This is a genomic window from Ferrimonas sp. SCSIO 43195 (assembly GCF_023716685.1).
Classification (GTDB): Bacteria; Pseudomonadota; Gammaproteobacteria; order Enterobacterales; family Shewanellaceae; genus Ferrimonas; species Ferrimonas kyonanensis.
Genome location: NZ_CP072679.1, coordinates 2,751,337 through 2,771,950 on the forward strand (window position 1 = coordinate 2,751,337; position 20,614 = coordinate 2,771,950).

Sequence of the window (20,614 nt, forward strand, 5' to 3'; positions counted from 1 at the left end):
TTTATCCTGTCAATGAGCTGATGCCCAGATACTCGAGCACCGATGACTCCAGATCCTGCGGTTTTACCGCTTCTTCAACCTGCAACTTCAGTGCTTCTAAGGTCACCACCGGCGCCTCCCGCCTCGGTACTGTCTGGTCAAACAGCATCACCCGGTAACTCAGTGCAGCTCCGGTATCGGTGCCCATCACCTTGGCCAGAGCACCATCACTGAGACGTACCAGGGTTCCGGGCGGGTAGATTCCCAGGGTTTTCACCAGCAGCTGCAGGTACTGGAGGTTGAGTTTATCTTTCTTGAATTTAAATAAGAAGGCCAGCGCCTGGTTCGGCAACAACTGTTTGTGGCTGCCGTTAACCAGGGCATCGTATTCGTTGGCGATGATCAGCATCTGAGTCAAGGGGCAGATCTGGTCGCCCTTGAGCCCTTGGGGATAACCACTGCCATCGAGCATCTCATGGTGATTGGCCACCATCTCTCGAATGCGGCGGTGACCCAGCGCCGCCCCCTTGAGCATCTCCAAGGCCAACTTGGGGTGGGCATCCACGAAACTCTGCTCCGCCTTGGTCAGCGCCAGGCGCTTGTTGAGAATGCTGTCTGGTACCCGCCGCTTGCCCACATCATGAAACAGCGCCGCCAGCGCCAGCAACCGAATCTCGGCGGTATCGAGCCCCGCCGCCCGGGCCAGTACCATCGACAAAATGCAGACGTTGATGGCATGGAATTGCAGCCCGCCGTTGCCCTGGTTGGCCGCCAGCAGTTGCAACACCGGCTCCTGACCGTGGGTATCCAGTTGTTCCAGCAGCAGCTCTACCGCCGAGCTGGCCTCGGCAAAGGCGCGATCCGGCGAGGAGTTCAGGTGCGCATAGGCACTGCGAAGCAGGTCCAAGGCCTTCACATAAGCCTGCTCTACCTTACGGATCTGGCGGTGGTACTCGATGCTGTCCTGGCGCTGCCGCTGTTGCTGCAACTGCGCCTCGGTGGGCTGTGGTGGTGGCGACGGCGCCGGTTGTACCTGAGTCGCGGACAAGGATGCCGCCAGGGCGCTGGCCTCGGCATCACTGCGACTCTGGACAAACACGTATTCCAGGCCCAGGTTGGCGATCAGCGCAATCTGCTGCGGATCCTTGATGGTAAATTTGTTAAACAGAAACGGGTGCTCTTTCCAGGCCAACGGCAAACGCACCGACTGCCCCACGGCCAATTGGCCGATTGGAACCCGTAACTCCTTTACTGCCATACCCACTCCGCACCTTCACTCCCGGCAAAAGGGGAGGACTAATAGTGCCAGCCGCGTTTTCTGAACACGAAACCCAGCAACCAGATGGGCCCAATCAGCAGAAACTGCACATCCTTAAAGAAGCTGGGTTTCTTGCCTTCCACATGGTGCCCGTAAAACTGCCCTATCCATGCCAGCACAAAGATCACCGCACAGATCATAAACAGGTTATTCAAGTTACTGATAATTAGTAACATAAACCCAGTCACTATGGCCATAGCGATGGCAATATTACGAGACAGGTTGAGATAGAACACCAGCGCGACCGCCACCAGCGCCCAAGTCAGCAGCGGCGACAGCGCCCACAACGCCCCAAGCACGCTGAAAGTGATTAACGGCACACAAATCCAATGAATCGTTTTGTTGGTCGGATTGCGGTGGCTTTCACCATACTCCGCAAACCACTGTTCGATGGTTTTCATAGGCTATTCTTTTCCTTCTCTTTTTAATCCATTCCGCCCGCTCCCTATTCGGGCTGTTTCTACATTATCTTAGCCCGGCAACCATTAACAGAAATTTTACATCCTTGCCCCCGTGAACTCAGCACTGACCATGGATCGCCGAACGTCGACGGTGACTTGTTTCACCTGGTTCAAATCCAGCAGCAGTGCCACTGGGCCTCAGCGGCGCGGTGCGCCAGTGCAACGAGTCTTATGGCATAAAAAAACCCGCAGTGGCGGGCTTTTGTATCGAATCAAGGTCAGGCATCAGCCATTGAGCAGCGCCACCAACCCGGCTTCATCCATCACCTCAATCCCCAGTTGCTGAGCCTTGGTCAATTTAGAACCGGCCTTTTCGCCGGCCACCACGCAGTGCGTGTTCTTAGACACACTGCCGCTGACCTTGGCCCCGAGGGCTTCCAGGCCGGCTTTGGCCTCGGTTCGGGTCAACTGGCTCAAAGTACCGGTCAGTACCCAGGTCTGGCCCTTCAGGGGCTGAGCGTCTTCGCTGATCTGCTCGATCTCAGGCCAGTGCACGCCGCCACGAGCCGGATCCACCAATGCCTCAATCACCTGCTGGTTATGGGGCTGACGGAAAAAGTGATGAACGTGGCGAGCGACGATCTCGCCCACGTCATCCACCTCGATCAACGCCTCGACGTCGGCCTCGGCCACCGCTTCCAGGCTGCGGAAGTGACGAGCCAGGTTGGCGGCTGTTGCCTCGCCAACTTCACGAATCCCGAGTGAATACAAAAATTTCGGCAGCGTCGTCAAACGCGCGTCTTGCAATGCAGCGACCAGTTTCTGAGCCGACTTGGTGCCCATGCGTTCCAGCATGGTCAGGGTCGATGCGCTAAGGGTAAACAGATCCGCCGGGGTCTCCACCAACTCCTTGTCCACCAGTTGATCGACGATCTTGTCACCGAGGCCATCCACATCCAGCGCCTTGCGGGAAGCAAAGTGCTTAATCGCCTGTTTGCGCTGTGCCTGACAATAGAGGCCTCCGCCACAACGGGTCACCGCTTCCCCTTCCAGGCGCTCCACTTCGGAGTCACACACCGGACAGCGGCTGGGGAACTCGATGGCACTGGCGTGCTCGGGGCGACGCTCAAGAACCACTGACACAATCTGAGGGATCACGTCACCGGCACGGCGGATCACCACATGATCATGCACCTTCACCCCAAGGCGGGCGATCTCATCGGCATTGTGCAAGGTGGCGTTGGACACGGTCACGCCACCGACAAACACCGGTTTGAGCCGGGCAACCGGGGTAATGGCGCCGGTACGCCCTACCTGGAACTCCACCTCTTCCAGCTCGGTGATCTCTTCCTGGGCCGGAAACTTGCTGGCAATGGCCCAGCGTGGCGCTCGGGCGACAAAGCCCAGCTGTTTCTGGCTGGCAATGCTGTCGACCTTATTGACCACCCCGTCGATCTCGTACGGCAGTTGCTGACGGCGAGACAAAATATCCTCAAAATAGGCGATGGCATTTTGTTGACCGGTCACCAACTTAATCTCAGGTGATACCGGCAAGCCCCAGCCCTTAAGGGTTTGCAGCTGCTGATAGTGGCTGCCCGGTAACGGAGTGCGTTCGTGCTCCACCACTCCCAGGCTATAGGCATAAAAACTCAGCGGGCGGGTGGCGGTAATTTTGGAGTCCAGCTGACGCAGGCTGCCGGCCGCGGCGTTTCGAGGGTTGGCAAAGGTCTTCTCCCCCTTGGCCAGCGCCCGTTCATTAAAGGCATCGAAACCGGCAGTCGGCATAAAGACCTCGCCGCGCACCTCCAGTACCTCGGGATAATCGTCGCCATGCAACACCAGCGGAATCGCCTTAATGGTGCGCACATTTTCAGTGATGTTCTCACCTGTGGTGCCATCACCACGAGTGGCAGCCGACACCAGTTGGCCCGCCTCATAAATCAGGCTGACCGCCAACCCGTCCAACTTGGGCTCACAGCAAAAGGGGATCGCTTCGTCCCCCACCAAGCCAGAGACCCGCTCGTAGAAGGCGATAAACTCGTCACTGCTCATGGCGTTGTCCAGAGACAGCATTGGCACCCGGTGAGTGATCTGGCTGAACTTATCCAACGCCTGTCCCCCCACCCGAGTGGACGGAGAGTTAGGCAACCTCAGCTCCGGATGCTGTTGCTCCAGTTGCTGCAACTGGCGCATCAAACGATCGTACTCGGCATCGGGCACCGTGGGCGCATCCATCACATAGTAGGCGTGGTTGTGGCGCTCAATCTCTTGACTCAGCTGTTCAATGGTGTGTTTTATCGATTCGGTCATAACTAATCAGGCCGCATGACGCGGCCTTTATCTGAATTGGCGGTGACGCGGCCAGGGGCCGCACCAGTAAAAAAGCGGGGTCAGGCCGGCTGGCTGTCGAACTTCTGAATCCGATCCATGTATCGATCTTTGCTCAGCTCGTCCCAGGGTTGGTGGGAGTCGTTCAGTACCTGGCCATTGTGCATGTCTGCCAACGCTTGGGCGGCGCCGAGCATCATCGAGAATCCGACGGTCTCGTCGCATTGATTTGGCAGGGTCATAAACAGCGACACCCCTTCGGTCTCAAACTGCTCCATGGTGTCGGGTTCAAAGGTGCCCGGATTGACCATGTTGGCCAGGGAGTACATCACCGGGCCACGCCCGGCGCTGTCCTGGTGGCGATGGAAGATGTTCATTTCGCCAAACTTCATCCCCAGAGTCAGGAAGTTATGCAGCAATTCGGCGCCCTGAAGCAGCTCGCCTTCGGCGGCAACCACATGCATCACCAACACATCTTCCGGAGCGTGTGCCACGGCAACAGGCTCCGGCTCGGGCTCCGGCTGTTTCAGCTCTTCGGCACTGAGCAGCGGCGCCATCTCATCGGACTCAGTCACGGCCTCCTTCGCATCCGCAGCGGGCAACTCGGCGACCAGTCCCAGCTCTATCTGCTCACCCTGAGGCTCCGCCTTGGTCACTGGCTTGCGTGTCGCCTTGGGGGCTTCCGGCTCCGGCTCAGGTTGTTGCAACTCCTGGTCGGCAAACAGATCCGGTTCCACCCGGTCGGCACAGGTGTTGATCACCGGCTCCATGGACAGGGTCGGTTCCCGCTCCTGCGGTTTCACCGTTGACTCGGCCGGGCCTTCGTGAGTGCTGATGGTGCGCACCCGGCCAACGCCATCGGCATCAAACCCCTGGGCATCGACACTGCGCTCGGCGTCTATGGAGGACATTGGACGAGCCTTCATCTTGCGTGGCTGTTGCCTTCGAATCGACCACAGACCATGGGCCAGCAAGCCGACAATCGACAGCAATCCAACGACAATTAAAATAATCCGAAAATCATCCATACTGATGCTAAACCTTGTTGTTATTACAATTGAGCCATTGCAGCGGCTTCTTCTACGTTAACGGCAACGATGCGTGACGCGCCTGGCTCATGCATGGTTACCCCGGTCAGCTGGTCAGCCATCTCCATACTGACTTTGTTGTGACTAATATAAATAAATTGCACCGTCTCCGACATCTCTTTTACCAAACGACAGAAACGGCCGACGTTGGCGTCGTCCAGTGGTGCATCGACTTCATCCAGCATACAGAACGGCGCCGGATTCAGACGGAAAATCGCAAACACCAATGATAAAGCGGTCAGCGCCTTTTCACCACCGGACAACAGGTGAATCGTGGCATTTTTCTTTCCTGGCGGCCGAGCCATGATGGTCACCCCGGTCTCCAACAGGTCATCGTCGGTCAGTGCCAGGTAGGCACTGCCGCCACCAAACACCTTGGGAAATAACTCGCCCAAGCCGCCATTGACCTCATCGAAAGTGGCCTTAAAGCGCTGACGGGTCTCACGATCGATCTTGCGGATCGCCGTCTCTAACGTCTCCAGTGCCTCGGTCAGATCCTTATCCTGTTCATCCAGGTAGGTTTTTCGCTGTGACTGTTGCTCAAACTCTTCGATGGCCGCCAGGTTGATGGCGCCCAATCGCTTGATTCGCTCTCGCACTCTGGCCAGTTCCTGCTGACACTGCTCCACCGCCGCATCCGCTGGCAGTTGCTGCAGTACCTGCTGCAGGGACACCTCGGCCTCAGCCAACAGATCCAATTGGCCCTGAGCCTGAACCCGCAGGCCTTCGTGCTCCATCTTCAGCTCGGTAATGGTGTCCGCCAGCGCCGTCAGTCGCTCAATCTGGCCCCGGTTTGCGTCATTGATGCGGGCAAGACGTTGCTCGACGTCGGCCAACTGCTCGTTGACTGTGGCGATCTGCTGTTCCTGTTGGTGACGCTGCTCCAGCCCCAGTTCCAACGCCATCTGCCATTCACCCAAGGGCTCCAGCAACGCCTGCTGAGCCTCCTCGGCCTCTTCCAGGCGACTCTGCCAGATGCCGGCATTGTCCTGCTGCTGAGCCAGCTGCGCCTCGATGCCCTGGCGACGGGTCATTAACGTCTGCTGCTCCAGCGTCATCGTCTGCAACTGTTGCTGGCGCTGCTGCAACTGCTGACGCAACTGGCTGACTTCGGCAGAGGCGCGGCTGCAACGATCTCCGTCACGTTCCGATTGCGCCCGCTGCTCCTGCAACTGCTCCGCCACCAGCGCTTGCTGCTGCTCCAGCTCCAGGCCTTGCTCCACCAGGGTTTCAGCGGTTTCCTGCAGCTCCATCAGCTGCTCTTGGGCCTGTTGACGTTGTTGCTGCTGATGCTCGCATTGGTGCTGCAATTGCTGCTGACGCATCTGCGCCTGCACCAGATCGCTCTGGCCCTGTCGCCACTGCAGCTCGGCGTCAGCCAATTGTTGCTTGGCCTGGCTGTGCTGCTGCTCGGCGTCGGTCAACAGCCGCTGCTGGCGCTGTTGCTGTTGCTCCGCTTCGGACACCAACTCGGTCAGCGCCTGCAGCTCCTCCGCCAGGTTCAACACCGACGGTTGGCTGTCTCCGGCGCGGCGACAAAAGCCATGCCCCATCCAGAGGCCGTCTGGCGTCACCACACTGTGGTCACTGTCCAGCTGAGTCAGGCGCTGCCTGGCCTCGGCCACAGAACCGGCACAATGAACCCTGGCCAGCCAGGGAGACAGATTCAGTGGCGACACCACCTTGGCCAGTAGGCTGTCTGGCGCCACCGCGGCCATGGATTCACTGGGCTGCAGCGCGGTCACCGCAGCAGGAATACCGGTCAGGTCGCTGCCGTCTTCGGCCACCACCGCCTGCAGCAGCGACGACAACACCAACTCCAGCGCTCCCTGCCACTGGCTGTCTATCTCCAGCTGCTGCCACAGCCGTGGCAGCCCATCATAGGGCACCGGCAACGACTGTTTGAGGCCAGTCAGCAAGGTCTCGATACCATGACGGCGGGCCTGACGTTCGCCCAGTTGCTGCTGCGAAGACAGCAGCTGTTGTCGGCCTTGCACCACGCTCTGCTCGCACTCGGCCAGCCATTGCTGACGCTGGCGTTTGTCTTCTTCTGCCTGAGCCTGCTCCGACGTCAGTTGCTCTTGTCGTTCCAGCGCCTGCTGCAGCTGACCCTGCAACTCTCCGTCTGAGGCGGGCATGCGAGCCTGAATCCGTGCCTGCTGTTGCTGTAGCTGGGTCTGCTCACGGCCCAGCGCCAGACGACGCTCGCCGATAACGTCGTGTTGCCGAGTCAGCTCCGAGACCTTCTGCTGCTGCAGTTGTTGCTGTTGCTGCTGAACCAGCGCCTGTTCCTGACAACTCTCCAGCTGCTGCTGCAGCGACTGCAGCGCTTCGCTGGCCATCTCCAGCTCCGGCTCCAACCGTTCGGTTTGCTGGTCCAGATCATCGCGTTCTGCGCTCAGTCGAGCGCGCTGCTGAGCATCCCCCGCCAGTTGTTCGGCGGTGCGTTCGCGCTCTTGCTGCAACTGCTGATGCCGCTGCTTACCGTGAAGGATCTGTTGCTCCAACCGGGTGACATCACTGCTGATGCGATAGAGTCCCTGCTGCTGTTGCTCCAGTTTGGCCTTGAGATCACTCTGAGACTGCTCCAACGTCATCAACGCGCTCAGGTCGCCCTGCTGCGCCTCCTGACACTGACGATGTTCGGTCTGCTTCTGTGCCAACTGGGTTTCCAGCACCGTCATGCGATCACTGACATCGCGCCAGCGCAGCGCCAGCAACTGATTCTGCAGGGTGTGCTCGTTGGCTTTGTGATTGCGGTAACGACGGGCGGCATCGGCCTGGCGCTGCAGCCGTTCCAGTTGCTGGCCCAGCTCGATGCGCACGTCTGCCAGTCGCTCCAGGTTTTCCCGGGTATGCTTGATGCGGTTTTCCGTCTCCCGCCGCCGCTCCTTGTACTTGGAGATCCCCGCCGCCTCTTCGATGAACACCCGCAGCTCCTGTGGCCGCGACTCAATCAAGCGGGAGATCATCCCCTGTTCGATGATCGCATAGCTACGTGGCCCCAGGCCGGTGCCCATGAAGATGTCGGTAATATCACGGCGGCGACATTTGTTGCCGTTAAGAAAATAGCTGGATTGAGCATCACGATTAACCTGACGCTTGATGGCCACCTCTTTAAAGGTGGCAAACTGGCCTCCCAGGCGCCCCTGCTCGTTGTCAAACACCAGCTCAACACTGGCCAGCGAACTGGCAGGTCGGGATCCGGAGCCATTAAAAATCACGTCGGTCATGGCATCGCCACGCAGATTTTTGGCGCTGCTCTCCCCCAGTACCCAGCGAACGGCGTCAATGACATTGGACTTGCCACAGCCGTTGGGACCGACAATGGCGGTCATCTGAGACGGGAAAGGGACTCTGGTGGGATCGGCAAATGACTTAAAACCCGCCAGTTTTATCTGCTTGAGTCGCATGCGGCGATTAAATTCTCAACAATTTCAAGGGAAAAGCTCAATGGGGCACTGTATCAAATGCCGCCCGCTTTTGTAACAGCCAGCAACAACCCGGTTGTTGACCTTTTACGCATTTAGCACTCAAAATGGGGGTAACTATCGATTATTTCAGCAGAGTTTATGAATCAATCTGTTATGCCAGAGAGCGCCAGCGGCGCCAGTTACTTCATCAAAGGCTTTGAGCTCATCCGCACCAAGGGCCTGCGACGCTTTGTTCTGGTCCCGCTTAGCATCAACCTGGTGTTGTTTGCTGCCGCATTCTACTGGCTGTTTCAGCAACTGTCCGGCTGGATGACCCAACTGATGGCCAGCCTGCCGAGTTGGCTTGACTGGCTGGACTGGGCCCTGTGGCCCCTGGCGGTGGTGACGGTGCTGGTGGTGTTCTCGTTTATCTTCAGTTCCGCCATGAACTGGCTGGCAGCGCCATTCAACGGCATTCTGGCAGAGCAGGTAGAACGGCGACTCACCGGGAAGAGCGTCAACGACGATGGTTTTGTGGACGTCATCAAGGACATTCCGCGGGTGTTGGGGCGTGAGTGGCAGAAACTGAAATACTACCTGCCGCGGGCGCTGGTACTGTTGCTGCTGTTCGTGGTGCCCGGAATCGGCCAGACCGTAGCGCCAGTGGTGTGGTTTATGTTCAGCGCCTGGATGATGGCCATTCAGTACCTGGATTATCCGTTCGACAACCACAAGATTCACTTTGGGGAGATGCGCACCGCCATCGGTGCCAGAAAAGGCCCCTCCTTCACCTTTGGCGCCGCCGTGGCGGCGTTTGCCATGATCCCCATCGTCAACCTGGTGGTAATGCCGGTGGCCATCTGTGGAGCCACCGCCATGTGGGTGGACAAGTTCCGCAACGACATCATTCGTTAACCAAGGGGCCGTCAGGCCCTTTTCGTTGACTCAAGGCAGAGATTTTACCAGCGGCAGAATGGCGCCAAACGCCTCATGGTTGGCATCCTGCATCAGCTCATACAGCGCCATCTCCACGCTGGTCAATGCCACCTTTGATGCCGACAATCGCGCCAGCGCCAGTGCCAGGTTAGCCGGATCTCGACTTGAGACCGCATCGCTGACCACCTCCACCTCATAGCCGGCCTGCTGCATGCCTCGAGCCGTCTGATAGACACAGATGTGGGCCTCGATGCCACACACCAGCCATTGGCGGCAATCGTGCCCCGCCAGGGCACTGAGCACCGCCGGTTCGCGGCAGCCATTAAAACTGTGTTTAATCACCGGATGGCTGTGCAGCAACTCCGCTGCCAACATCGGATGGGTCGGCCCCAGGCCGACGGGGTTTTGCTCCAGCCACAGCACCGGCCGGTTTAAAAGCCGCATCGCCTGCAGCAACCCCCTCAGCCGCGCCAGCACCGCTTCACTGTCATGAACCTTTTGAGCCAGTCGCCCCTGCACATCCACCAACACCAGACCAGTCTGATTCAACTCCAGCATCTTCGCCTCCTGCGCGCCGTTTCCCCTCTGCAAGCCAACCGCCTAATGGCTCAATTATTCGCCAGCTTGTCACTCCGTCGCCCAAGAGGCAAGCCTAAAGGCAGTCGGGGAAATCGCCATTTATTCAGCCTGAGTAAAAAGTGATTTAGATATGGCGCCAATTATTTAATTTCAGCATAAACCTATACTGGCGTCATTGCCTCATAGGCCCCCTGATACCGGAGAACACCATGTCCACTTCCCCCCTGTTTCACCCTCTGTCCCTCGGCGAATTGACCCTGCCCCAGCGGGTGGTGATGGCGCCAATGACCCGCTCCCGCACCGCACAGCCCGGCGACGTTCCTACGCCAATGATGGCGGAGTATTACGGCCAGCGTGCCGGGGCCGGACTGATCATCAGCGAAGCCACCCAGATATCGCCGCAAGGCAAGGGCTACTCCTTTACTCCCGGAATTTACTCCCAGGCACAGATCGACGGCTGGAAACAGGTCACCGATGCCGTACACCACAACGGCGGTCGCATCTTTCTGCAGCTGTGGCACGTTGGCCGCATGTCCCACCCATCGCTGCATGCCGACGGTCAACCGGTGGCGCCATCCGCTCTGGCCCCCGATGCCCAGGTCTGGATTGTCGGTGACGATGGCATCGGCCGCATGCTCGACTGCCCGGTTCCCCGCGCGCTGACCACCGACGAGATCCACGCCACCGTCGAGGATTACCGCCAAGCCGCCCTCAACGCCATGGCCGCAGGGTTTGATGGCGTCGAGATTCATGGCGGCAATGGCTACCTTATTGACCAGTTCCTGCGCCGCAGCGCCAACCAACGGACCGATGCCTATGGCGGCAGTCAGGCCAACCGCATCCGCTTTGTGACCGAGGTAACCGAGTCCATCAGCGACGCCATCGGCGCCGACAAGGTCGGAGTGCGACTAGCGCCCTTTATTACTCAACGGGGCATGGATGACAGCGAAGCCATCGACACCATCTTGTTGGCCGCCGGCGAATTTAACCGTATTGGCATCGCCTACCTACACCTGGCCGAAGCCGACTGGGACGACGCCCCCACCGTTAGCCTCGGGTTCCGACGCGATCTTCGAGCGGCCTTCAGCGGCGCGATTGTGGTGGCGGGTAACTACCACAAGGCCTCCGCAGAAGCCTTGATAAACGAGGGATTGGTGGACGCAGTCGCCTTTGGCCGTGCCTTTATCGCCAATCCGGATCTGCCATTTCGAATGCAGCGGAATCTGCCATTGGCCGACATCGGCGACCCGTCGACCCTGTTTGGCGGCAATCATAAAGGCTATACCGACTACCCGGATTATCATCAACAACTAAAACAGAGCTTGATCTAGATACGCCGTCCCGTTACGACTGGCTGTTCAATAACGCAAAAGTAACAATTCCTTACCAGGGTAACTCGAGGAATTCAGCGCGCTATGGCAACATGGCGCAGCCTTCTTGTTACATGGAATCAACACAATGCCCATCCGCTTGGCAGCACTGATAATACTAATAAGCTGCACCCATTCCGCCCTCGCCGCCATCGAAGTTCCTAACCACCAGGGGCCGATCCAAATCGACGGTAAACTGGATGAGCCGGCATGGGCCCATGCCCGCCAGGTCGAACTCACTATCGAAACCCGGCCGGGAGAAAACACCCCGGCGCCCGTCACCACCCAGGCCTGGCTGACCGCCGATCAAGACACCTTGTACGTGGCCTTTGAAGCCCTGGACCCCGATCCCTCCGCCATCCGTGCCAACCTCAGCGATCGCGACAAGGCCTGGGGTGACGACATGGTGGGGATCAAACTGGACACCTGGAATCAGGGCCGATTGGCCTACCAGTTTTTTATCAACCCCTATGGCGTTCAACAGGACTCCATCGAAAACGAGCTCACCGGCGAGGAAAGCGATGCCTGGGATGGCATCTGGTACAGCGCCGGCCTGCAAAATGAGCGCGGCTATGTGGTTGAAGTGGCACTGCCACTGCGGATGTTCAATTTCGACGACAGCCATCAACAGCAAACCTGGGGCATCGAGCTGGTCCGTTTCTGGCCCAGAGACAAGACCTACCGCCTGTCCAACACCGAGCTGGATCGCAACGTCGCCTGCACCCTGTGCCAGATGAGCGAAATGACCGGCCTGAGCAACCTGACCGCCAGCCGCCAGTTACAGATCACCCCGTCACTGACCCTGAGGCGGGACGAGGAGCGCGCCAGCCCACATCAGCCATGGGAGCAGACCGACAAGGTCGATCTGGGCGGCGACCTGCGCTGGAACCTGACTCCCGACACCCTGTTTAACCTGACCATCAATCCCGACTTCTCTCAGGTGGAAGCCGATGCCGGCCAGCTGGACGTTAACACCACTTTTGCCTTGTTCTTTCCGGAAAAACGGCCGTTTTATCTGGATAACTCCGACCTGTTTGACACCTACAGCACCCTGATCCACACCCGTAACCTGGCCGAACCGGAGTTCGGTACCAAGCTCACCGGCGGCCGCGGTGACCACAGCTTCGCCCTACTGCAAACCCGCGATGAACAGACCAACTTCCTGCTGCCGGGCAACCTCAGTTCCGACATCGCCGGACTGGACCAGCGATCCGATAACCTGGCCCTGCGTTACCGCTATAACCACAGCGATCAACTCAGCATCGGCGCCATCTCCACCGGTCGACAAAGCGATGACTACCACAACTACACCTTCGGCGTGGATGGCCGCTACGACTTTAGCAGCCAGACGTACGCCGAACTGCTGTTGGTGGGGTCAGACACCCGCTATCCGGATGATTTAGCGGATCAAACCGAGGGCGAACAGGCCAGCCGCAGTCGCCAGGGTGAACTGCGCGGTTACCATTGGGTGGCGGAGATTCAACACCAATCCCGCAATTGGGACGGATTTGCCCTGTATCGCTACATCGACGATGAGTTTCGTGCAGATCTGGGGTTCGTGGAGAACACCGACTGGGGCAAAGGGGTGGCCGGTGGCGGACACACCTGGTACCCGCAGCAAGGCTTCTTCCATAAAGTGCGTCTCGGTGGCGACGTGGATGAAACCCGCAACAATAATGGCGAGCGGCTGGAACAGGAGAACGAATTCCGTCTCAGCGGTGAAGGACTGTATCAGAGCTACCTGGCCCTGTGGGGCGTCTCTCGCGAGCGTCGCGGCCGCCGCGAACGGGAGGAGGATCTGGCGGTGGAAGGCAACGCACCGATGTTCGATGAGACCTTTGCCGGAGTGGACATCGAATTTGTTCCCCGCGGCGATCTGGAGTTGGAGCTGCACCTGACCTACGGCGACGACATCGATTTTGCCAATAATCAGCTGGGGACCCGCACCCAAGTTAACCCTTATTTCAAATGGCAACCGCTGCCGCAACTGGTGGTGGAACTGGACCATCTGTGGCGGCAATTAGCGGTGGACGGCGGCACCCTGTTTACCGCCAACCTGTCGGATCTTCGCCTGAGCTGGCAATTCAATGTGCGTAACTTCCTGCGCCTGACCGCCATCTATCGCGACATCGAGCGCGATCCCAGCCTGTATCAATACGATCAGGTGGATCCAAACACCCGTAAGCTGTCCACCGAACTGCTGTACGGCTACAAACTCAACCCGCAAACGGTGTTTTACGCTGGCTACGCCGATGGCCGCTTTAACGACGGCATCGACGACAGCATTGAGCAACTGGATCGCAGTGTCTTTGCCAAGTTCAGTTACGCCTGGTTGCTGTAGCCCGAACTCAATAGCGGGCCAACATAAGCTTGATATAACTTAGGAAAAATGCATAGAGTAGGCTGATCGCTCACGGACGAACGCTCCCCTATTGATAAAGGACTATCGATGAATACACACGCCATGGTTATGGCCTTGGCACTGCTTATCAGCAGTGCCCACCTCCACGCCCAAGACACTGTCGTCATCGACGGAGCCGTGACCGACCGTCATGGCAAAGCGGTACCTCTGTGCGACGTAATCTTTAATCCCAGTGGCTTTATCGCTGACGACTCGCTGTACTTTAAATGCGATGCCAACGGCCGCTACCGGGCCGAGATTCCGGCGGGCCACTACAACTCGCTGTACAGCCTCGACCTGCCCCAGTATGCCAAAACTCAACTGGAGTTCTGGGGCTGGAACCTGCAACTAACGGAAAACCAGACCATCGACATTGCCTTCGACACCATCGAAGTGTATTCGTTGGCGGTATGGGCCAGCAATGGCGGTTCCCAATCGTTGTTTGCTGCCTTCAGGCCGATGCACCTGGCCGCCGCCAAACTGCCCCGCCTCTACTACAAAAACGTCGACGGCACCCCTAAGGCGATAATGGACATCTCACCCACGCTGACTAAAAGCGACATTCAGGCCAGCATTGACGGAGAACCCGTGGTCCTGATCGATTTTCATTGGAGTTACGAACATGCCGGGCAGTGCAGCGCCGGCAAAGATTCGCCGTTTTCGGAAAATGAGCCCTGCTACATGCCGATGATCATCGCCCAGTTCCACAAACCCAAGCTGGCCCCGGGAAAACACCTGCTGAGGGTACGCATTCAAGACCATCTCAGCAAAGAGATAGGCGAAGGGGTGACCCACTTCAGCAGCAACTCCATGGGTCTTGGGTTTTAACCGCAGTCACGGCCATAAGCTAGGCCGGAGCGTTCGCCTGCTGGCGCAATATGGGCAAGGCATGCTCCTCGCCCCACTGCTTTAGCGCCAGCAGGATTGGCTCTAGCGACGCCCCGGTGGCGGTCAGACGATACTCCACCTTTGGTGGTACCACCGCGTACACCTGTCGATGCACCAAGCCCGCCGCCTCCAACTCCCGCAGTTGCTTGGTCAGCATTCGCTGTGTCACCGAGCCTAAGCGTCGTTTCAACTCATTAAAACGCAGTGTCCCACCGAGCAGATGATACAAAATCATCCCCTTACCTTTGCCACTGAACAACTCCAGACTCGCTTCTACCGGACAACCTTCTCCGGTATAGATTTTGCTGCGGCGCTTTTTAACAGTATCCATTTTGTACCTATGTATCACAGTTGTGCGTACTTGCTTTAAACGTTGGCACACCTATTATACCTCCACCAGCATCAGTTAAACCGATCATCAGGAGATCGAACCCATGAACCTTATCGACGTTGTACAGACTCGCTACTCAACCAAAGAGTTTGATGCCAATAAGAAAATTCCCGATGAACTGTTCCAGCAGATCAAGGCGCTGCTGCGTTACAGCCCGTCCAGCGTAAACTCTCAGCCCTGGCACTTTGTGATTGCCCACTCCGATGAGGCCCGCGCCACCCTGAGCAAGGGGACCCAGGGGCTGTACAGCTTCAATGAGGCCAAGGTTCTGAACGCCTCCCACGTGATCCTGTTTTGCGCCAAAACCGGAATCGATGACGACTACATTCAACACTTGCTGGAAACCGAAGATCAAGACGGCCGTTTTGCCGAGCCGGCCTTCAAGGAGACGGTCAACATGGGCCGCACCATGTTCATCAACATGCACCGCTTCGACCTTAAGGATGCCCAGCACTGGATGGAAAAGCAGGTATACCTGAACATGGGCACCGTACTGTTGGGCGCGGCGGCTCTGGGCGTGGACGCTGTGCCTATCGAAGGCGTGGATACCAAGGTACTGAACCAGGAGTTGGGGTTGCTGGAACAAGGCTATTCGGCGGTGGCGATGGTTGCACTGGGCTATCGCAACGACTCGGATTTTAATGCCGAGTTGCCAAAATCACGCTTACCGGAAACCGAGATCTTTACGCTACTGCCCTAATCCGACACGGCATTGGACCAGGCGGCGCTGACTCAGCGCCGCTGCCACACACGACCTCTCAGCACCCCGTTTTAACGGTAAAACACCGAGCCACCGTGGTTTTTTCCGCTCTTTCCCCTGTCTGCAATGAGTTATCAATTGTGTTCTGGTGAGTGACAGATATACTCGGCCGATAACACCGTTTTTTTACTAACTACCGCTATGTCTGACTCACAATACTGGCCTGAAGTCCTGGTTGAACTGCGCCGTATCATTCGCGCCACCGACCTGCAATCCAAACGAATGATCAAGGCCTGTGGCCTGACCATCCCTCAGGTGATGGTGCTGCGCTCCATCGACACGCTCGGAGACGTGACCGTTCGGCGCCTCTCCAATGAGGTGTCCCTGAGTGCCGCCACAGTGACCACCATCCTGAACCGACTGCAGGATCGCGGCTTTATTGAAAGGGTTAGAAGTCAAACCGATAAACGCATCGTCAACGCCAGGCTGACCCCGTCCGGCACCGACGTGTTGGCCTCGGCCCCCCCACTGCTTCACGAAAAATTCATCGACCGATTTGAAAACCTCAAAGAGTGGGAGAAAACACAAATTCTTTCATCATTACAGCGTGTTGCATATATGATGGACGCCGAAAACCTGGATGCGGCGCCGCTGCTGGACATTCAGTCTCCGAATCTGGAAAAGTAGAACTCTGATCATTTAAAGGCGGCCCAGGCCGCCTTTTTTATTGCCCTTTGGTCAGAAACTAATTTGAGTTCTAACCATTAATTCAGTAGCATACCCGCACACGCAACATTTTGACTACGGTTGCATTACACCCATCACACACCCCTCCTACTCAATTCGTTAAGGAAGTACAACGATGAAATCCCCTATCGCCATAGCTCTGGGACTGCTGCTCTCTGCCCCTGCCCTGGCCAACGATGCCGACATTGAAGCGCTGAAGGCGCGCATTGACGCCCTGGAAAAAGAGCAGCAGCAACAAGCCGAAGCGGCAGACGACAACGGCATTACTCTGGGTGGCGCAGTGCGATTCCAGTACAGCTACGAAGAGTACGATGACGACAACCAAGACCGTGGCGGGGATTTCGACTTTGACACCTTCCGGCTGGATGCCAATGGCAGCATCGGCGATCTGACCCTGTCGGCCCAGTACCGCTGGTACCAATACATGGACGTGCTGCACCACGCCTGGGTCGGCTATGACTTTAACGATCAGCACAACGGTAAAGTGGGTGTGACTCAGGTGCCCTTCGGTATCCTGCCCTACGCCTCGCACAGCTTCTTTTTCAGCTCCAACTTCTACACCGGGCTGGAAGACGACTACGACATGGGTCTGAATTACCAGTTTAAAAACAGCAATAACCAGCTGGACATCGCCTTCTACAAGAACGACGAACAGGGTGGCCTCGACGGCTATGTGTCGGATCGCAGTGCCCGTTACTCCTACGACATCGTCGGTGTCCGTCTGGCCGACGAGGGCACCTTCGACGCACCCAGCCTGGAAGCCGGTGAAACCAACACCTTTAACCTGCGTTACGCCCACACCTTCGACCTGAGTGGCGTGCAGCTGGAGCTGGGTGCTTCCGGTCAGTACGGCCAGCTGGAGATCGACAACAACATGGACGGCGACCACCAGGCCGCAGCCGTGCACGGCGTTATCAACTACAACGCCTGGAACGTACAGCTGCAGGTCACCGGCTATGAATACGACGTCGATGGCATGGACGTCGACCAGATGGTGGTGGGTGCCTACGCCTTCTACGACTCGATTCCAGCCGAAGCCCTGAGCTACACCGCCAACGTCTCCTATAACCTGCCGGTCTCTCTGGGTCCCATCAGTAACCTGACGTTCTACAACGACTACACCCTGATGACCGACAAGCCTCAGTCTCTGGATGACACCTTTATGAACGTCACCGGTGTCTCCATCACCGCCGGCGGCCTGTTCACCTATGTGGACTTTGTGGTGGCGGAAAATCAGCCCTTCATCGGTGGTACCCTGGTGGGTGACGGCGGCACCAATCAGCGCCTGAACATCAACTTTGGTTACTACTTCTAAGCCGTAGACGCCCCAGGCCGATGCATCAGCCTGTACGCAGAAAGCCCGACGCCACAACCTGTGGGGTCGGGCTTTTCGAAATTAAATGAGGAAGGCCCACGCTCAGAACAGCCTGCTCAGCGATGTTTACCCCACCGTTGCTACTGAAAAATAACCTTCATAGGTTCATAGACATGACTCCCTCCCCGTCCTCACTGGCTCATTTGGTGTTGATCGAATTAATGAACCCATGTATATTTATGACCCATCACAGCTAATGAACCATTCAGAAAGCCATGACCCATTACCTCTACACCCGCTATTCGCCCAAGAATCGGGCCTATCAACAACACCTGGAAAGCATGACTGCGGCATTCCCCGCTGCCGTGCATGTAGAAGACTCGATTCATGGTCAGGTGCCACCGCTGGAACGTCCGCAATTCAGCCGTTTGTTTGACGCTCTGGAGTCTGGCGATACCCTGGTTATCTGGTGGCTCACGGCCTTTGGCCGGGACTTCAACCAGGTACTGGCGACCGTCAACCGGTTATTGGGCAAAGGCGTGTCGCTGCAGCTGATCTGCGAACCTCTTCGGTTCGATCCGGACCACGAACAGACCAACACCCTGCTGTTGCTGCTGTCCGGCTACGATAAGGTTCAAACCCAGCACCGGCTGTACGCCGCCGAGCAGGGACGAAATGCCCTTAAAGATCAGCCGGAGCTGTGGAAGAAGAAATTTCGCGGCCGCCCGGCCGACAAAGCCAAGCACCAACGCATCGCCTCGCTGCTGCTGGATGGCCATACCCTTCAAAGCGTGGCGGAACGGTGTGATGTCAGCCTATCGACGGTCAAACGGGTAAAGGCCAGGCTAAACGAAGTCGATGACGAGGGCAGTTTGCGACGCCGGGGCGACATGCCCGCCGCAGGGAGTGACGCCTTATGAGTCGTCCTTTCCTAATCCGATCCATCTTACTGGTGTGCCTGATCGTCAGCATCGGTCAACTCAGCATGGGGCTGGTGTTCCCTTCACTGCCATGGATTGCCAAAGACTTTGGCATCTCGATGGATCAAGCCCAGTTGCTGATCAGTGTCTATCTGCTCGGATTTGGGCCCTCCCAGTTTATCTACGGCCCCGTCTCCGATGCCCTGGGTCGAAAAAAGGTTTTGCTCACCGGACTGCTGATTGCCATGCTGGGACTCGGGCTGATCATCCTTTTCGGCGACGCCTTCTCCGGCATGGTCCTCGGCCGTTTCCTGCAGGGGCTGGGCACCGGTTGTTGTGCGGTACTGGCCCGGGCCTCCGTCAGTGACCGATTCAGCGGCGGCGAGTTGCCAACTGCGATGTCGTACATCGCCATGGTGGCCGCCATTACACCGGTGATCGCCCCGGTGATCGGTGGCTTCATCAACTTCCACTTCGGCTGGAGCATGGTGTTTGTCTCGCTGCTGGGCTATGTCTCCCTGGCCTGGTTAGTCATCGCGCTGCGGTTCCAAGAAACCCTGACCGAGCGCTCGCCGATCCCCTCTGCGGCCAAGATGCTGCGACAATACCGGGACCTGCTGGCCTCACGCCACTTTATCAGCTTTGCCAGCATCGGCTGGCTCAACTTCAGCCTGATGATCACCACGGTGTCGACCATGCCATTTATCATGCAGAATCAAGTGGGCATGACCTCGGACGAATACTCGCTGTGGGCGCTGATCCCCGCGCTGGGAATGATCGCCGGTGCCAGTTTGTGCAACCGATATCGGCCGCGTTTCGGCAGCAAAAAGATGTTGCTTTCCACCCCTGTCATTCATCTTTGCTCAGCGCTGTGGCTGTTCTTTTGCCCGGTGGAGCCACTGTATCTGATGATAGGCCAGCTGTTGATGGTGATCGGTAACGCCATTGCCCTGCCCTGTGCTCTGGCAATGGTGATGCAGCCCTACCGTCAGCAAGCCGGCGCGGCGGCAGCCATGTCCGGAGGCGGACAGATGATCGCCTCTTCCATTATCAGCATGGCTTTAGTGTCACTGGGGCTAAACCAGGCATGGCATCTGTCGCTGGTGATCGCCATCTTCGCCATCATCACCCTGGGCAACATTCTGCGGGGTTTCAACAGCCCGGAAGCGCAAATGTCCTATTGAGCCTGCCACAGCTAAATCACTGAACCCGGGCACAGTGCAGGCAATTCGTGCCTTCCAATGGCAATGGCGTTTATGGCATATGCCAAGTATAATCCTGATCACTAACACCAAGGCACTGGCAGCACCGCCCCCGTTTACGGTGTACTGCAAGCCCGCTGGAGTAATCCAATGATAATGAGGACAGACAATGAATCCGCTCGATCGCCTCGACAGAACCCGAGTACACCATCAGTTTTGTGTGTTGTGTGGTGATCAGAACCCGTTGTCGTTGGGACTGCAGTTCCGAGCGGGAGAAAACACTGAGATCAGCACCTCCTTCAAAGGAAAGTCGACACTGCAGGGCTACCACGGGATTCTTCATGGCGGCGTGATCGGCGCCTTATTGGATTCGGCCATGACTCACTGCTTGTTCAACCAGGGCATAGAAGCGGTCACCGCGGAGATGAAAGTCCGCTACCTCCATGAGATACCGTGCGATGCCGAGCTGAAGTTGATCGCCAGGCTGATAACTCAACGAAAAGGGCTGTATCGAGTGCAGGCTGAGATTCGAATGGCAGGCAAGCCGATGGCCAGATCCGAAGGCAAGTTTGTTATTCGGCGGACCACTCCGGTCTGATCCCCTTCCTCAAAACACGGGTCAATTCACTAGGGCACAA

General features: G+C 57.6%; 17 protein-coding genes. 10 read left to right on the top strand and 7 right to left on the bottom strand.

Annotated elements, in window-relative coordinates; translation table 11 throughout:
* Window position 1: 1 nt before the first annotated feature.
* From J8Z22_RS12895 to smc, 5 genes are all read right to left on the bottom strand, one after another.
* Window positions 2-1,237 carry an HD-GYP domain-containing protein gene (locus J8Z22_RS12895; RefSeq protein WP_252006680.1) on the bottom strand — a complete coding sequence of 412 codons (1,236 nt, stop codon included), beginning with the start codon at window positions 1,235-1,237 and terminating at the stop codon, window positions 2-4.
* Between the two features lie 38 nt (window positions 1,238-1,275).
* Window positions 1,276-1,698 (bottom strand): DUF962 domain-containing protein, encoded by a 423-nt coding sequence (locus J8Z22_RS12900; RefSeq protein ID WP_252006681.1) that lies wholly within the window; start codon window positions 1,696-1,698, stop codon window positions 1,276-1,278.
* 285 nt (window positions 1,699-1,983) lie between these two features.
* Window positions 1,984-4,008: an NAD-dependent DNA ligase LigA gene (gene ligA, locus J8Z22_RS12905; protein ID WP_252006682.1), complete on the bottom strand. Its 2,025-nt coding sequence runs from the start codon at window positions 4,006-4,008 to the stop codon at window positions 1,984-1,986.
* A gap of 80 nt (window positions 4,009-4,088) precedes the next feature.
* On the bottom strand, window positions 4,089-5,054 hold the full coding sequence (zipA, locus tag J8Z22_RS12910; RefSeq protein ID WP_252006683.1) for a cell division protein ZipA: 966 nt from the start codon (window positions 5,052-5,054) through the stop codon (window positions 4,089-4,091).
* 23 nt (window positions 5,055-5,077) lie between these two features.
* Window positions 5,078-8,527 (bottom strand): chromosome segregation protein SMC, encoded by a 3,450-nt coding sequence (gene smc, locus J8Z22_RS12915; protein ID WP_252006684.1) that lies wholly within the window; start codon window positions 8,525-8,527, stop codon window positions 5,078-5,080.
* 159 nt (window positions 8,528-8,686) lie between these two features.
* Here smc and cysZ point away from each other — a divergent pair, with 159 nt between their 5' ends.
* Window positions 8,687-9,442: a sulfate transporter CysZ gene (gene cysZ, locus J8Z22_RS12920; RefSeq protein WP_028111840.1), complete on the top strand. Its 756-nt coding sequence runs from the start codon at window positions 8,687-8,689 to the stop codon at window positions 9,440-9,442.
* 30 nt (window positions 9,443-9,472) lie between these two features.
* Here cysZ and J8Z22_RS12925 read toward each other — a convergent pair whose 3' ends face one another.
* Window positions 9,473-10,021: an isochorismatase family protein gene (locus tag J8Z22_RS12925; protein ID WP_252006685.1), complete on the bottom strand. Its 549-nt coding sequence runs from the start codon at window positions 10,019-10,021 to the stop codon at window positions 9,473-9,475.
* 230 nt (window positions 10,022-10,251) lie between these two features.
* Between J8Z22_RS12925 and J8Z22_RS12930 the strand changes: the two genes are divergently transcribed.
* The 3 genes from J8Z22_RS12930 (at window position 10,252) to J8Z22_RS12940 (ending at window position 14,641) form a co-directional block, all read left to right on the top strand.
* Window positions 10,252-11,373 (top strand): alkene reductase, encoded by a 1,122-nt coding sequence (locus J8Z22_RS12930; protein WP_252006686.1) that lies wholly within the window; start codon window positions 10,252-10,254, stop codon window positions 11,371-11,373.
* Between the two features lie 127 nt (window positions 11,374-11,500).
* Entirely contained in the window at window positions 11,501-13,753 is a 2,253-nt protein-coding gene (locus tag J8Z22_RS12935; protein WP_252006687.1) for a carbohydrate binding family 9 domain-containing protein, read from the top strand.
* A gap of 108 nt (window positions 13,754-13,861) precedes the next feature.
* Window positions 13,862-14,641 carry a hypothetical protein gene (locus J8Z22_RS12940; RefSeq protein WP_252006688.1) on the top strand — a complete coding sequence of 260 codons (780 nt, stop codon included), beginning with the start codon at window positions 13,862-13,864 and terminating at the stop codon, window positions 14,639-14,641.
* 19 nt (window positions 14,642-14,660) lie between these two features.
* On the opposite strand, the gene J8Z22_RS12945 is transcribed toward J8Z22_RS12940, so the two are convergent.
* Entirely contained in the window at window positions 14,661-15,032 is a 372-nt protein-coding gene (locus J8Z22_RS12945; RefSeq protein ID WP_028111835.1) for a helix-turn-helix domain-containing protein, read from the bottom strand.
* Between the two features lie 103 nt (window positions 15,033-15,135).
* Between J8Z22_RS12945 and nfsB the strand changes: the two genes are divergently transcribed.
* The 6 genes from nfsB (at window position 15,136) to J8Z22_RS12975 (ending at window position 20,574) form a co-directional block, all read left to right on the top strand.
* Window positions 15,136-15,792 carry an oxygen-insensitive NAD(P)H nitroreductase gene (nfsB, locus tag J8Z22_RS12950; RefSeq protein WP_252006689.1) on the top strand — a complete coding sequence of 219 codons (657 nt, stop codon included), beginning with the start codon at window positions 15,136-15,138 and terminating at the stop codon, window positions 15,790-15,792.
* Window positions 15,793-15,993: 201 nt separating this feature from the next.
* Window positions 15,994-16,479, top strand: a complete 486-nt coding sequence (locus J8Z22_RS12955; protein WP_028111833.1) for a MarR family winged helix-turn-helix transcriptional regulator — start codon at window positions 15,994-15,996, stop codon at window positions 16,477-16,479.
* A gap of 175 nt (window positions 16,480-16,654) precedes the next feature.
* Window positions 16,655-17,854: a carbohydrate porin gene (locus J8Z22_RS12960; RefSeq protein WP_252006690.1), complete on the top strand. Its 1,200-nt coding sequence runs from the start codon at window positions 16,655-16,657 to the stop codon at window positions 17,852-17,854.
* 275 nt (window positions 17,855-18,129) lie between these two features.
* Window positions 18,130-18,774, top strand: coding sequence for a recombinase family protein (locus tag J8Z22_RS12965; protein WP_252006691.1), 645 nt, complete (start codon window positions 18,130-18,132; stop codon window positions 18,772-18,774).
* The gene (locus tag J8Z22_RS12970; protein WP_252006692.1) at window positions 18,771-19,958 is read left to right on the top strand and encodes a multidrug effflux MFS transporter; all 1,188 of its coding nucleotides are present in this window, start codon (window positions 18,771-18,773) and stop codon (window positions 19,956-19,958) included. The genes J8Z22_RS12965 and J8Z22_RS12970 overlap by 4 nt, the downstream gene beginning before the upstream one ends.
* Before the next feature lie 187 nt (window positions 19,959-20,145).
* The gene (locus J8Z22_RS12975) at window positions 20,146-20,574 is read left to right on the top strand and encodes a PaaI family thioesterase (RefSeq protein ID WP_252006693.1); all 429 of its coding nucleotides are present in this window, start codon (window positions 20,146-20,148) and stop codon (window positions 20,572-20,574) included.
* Window positions 20,575-20,614 lie beyond the last annotated feature (40 nt).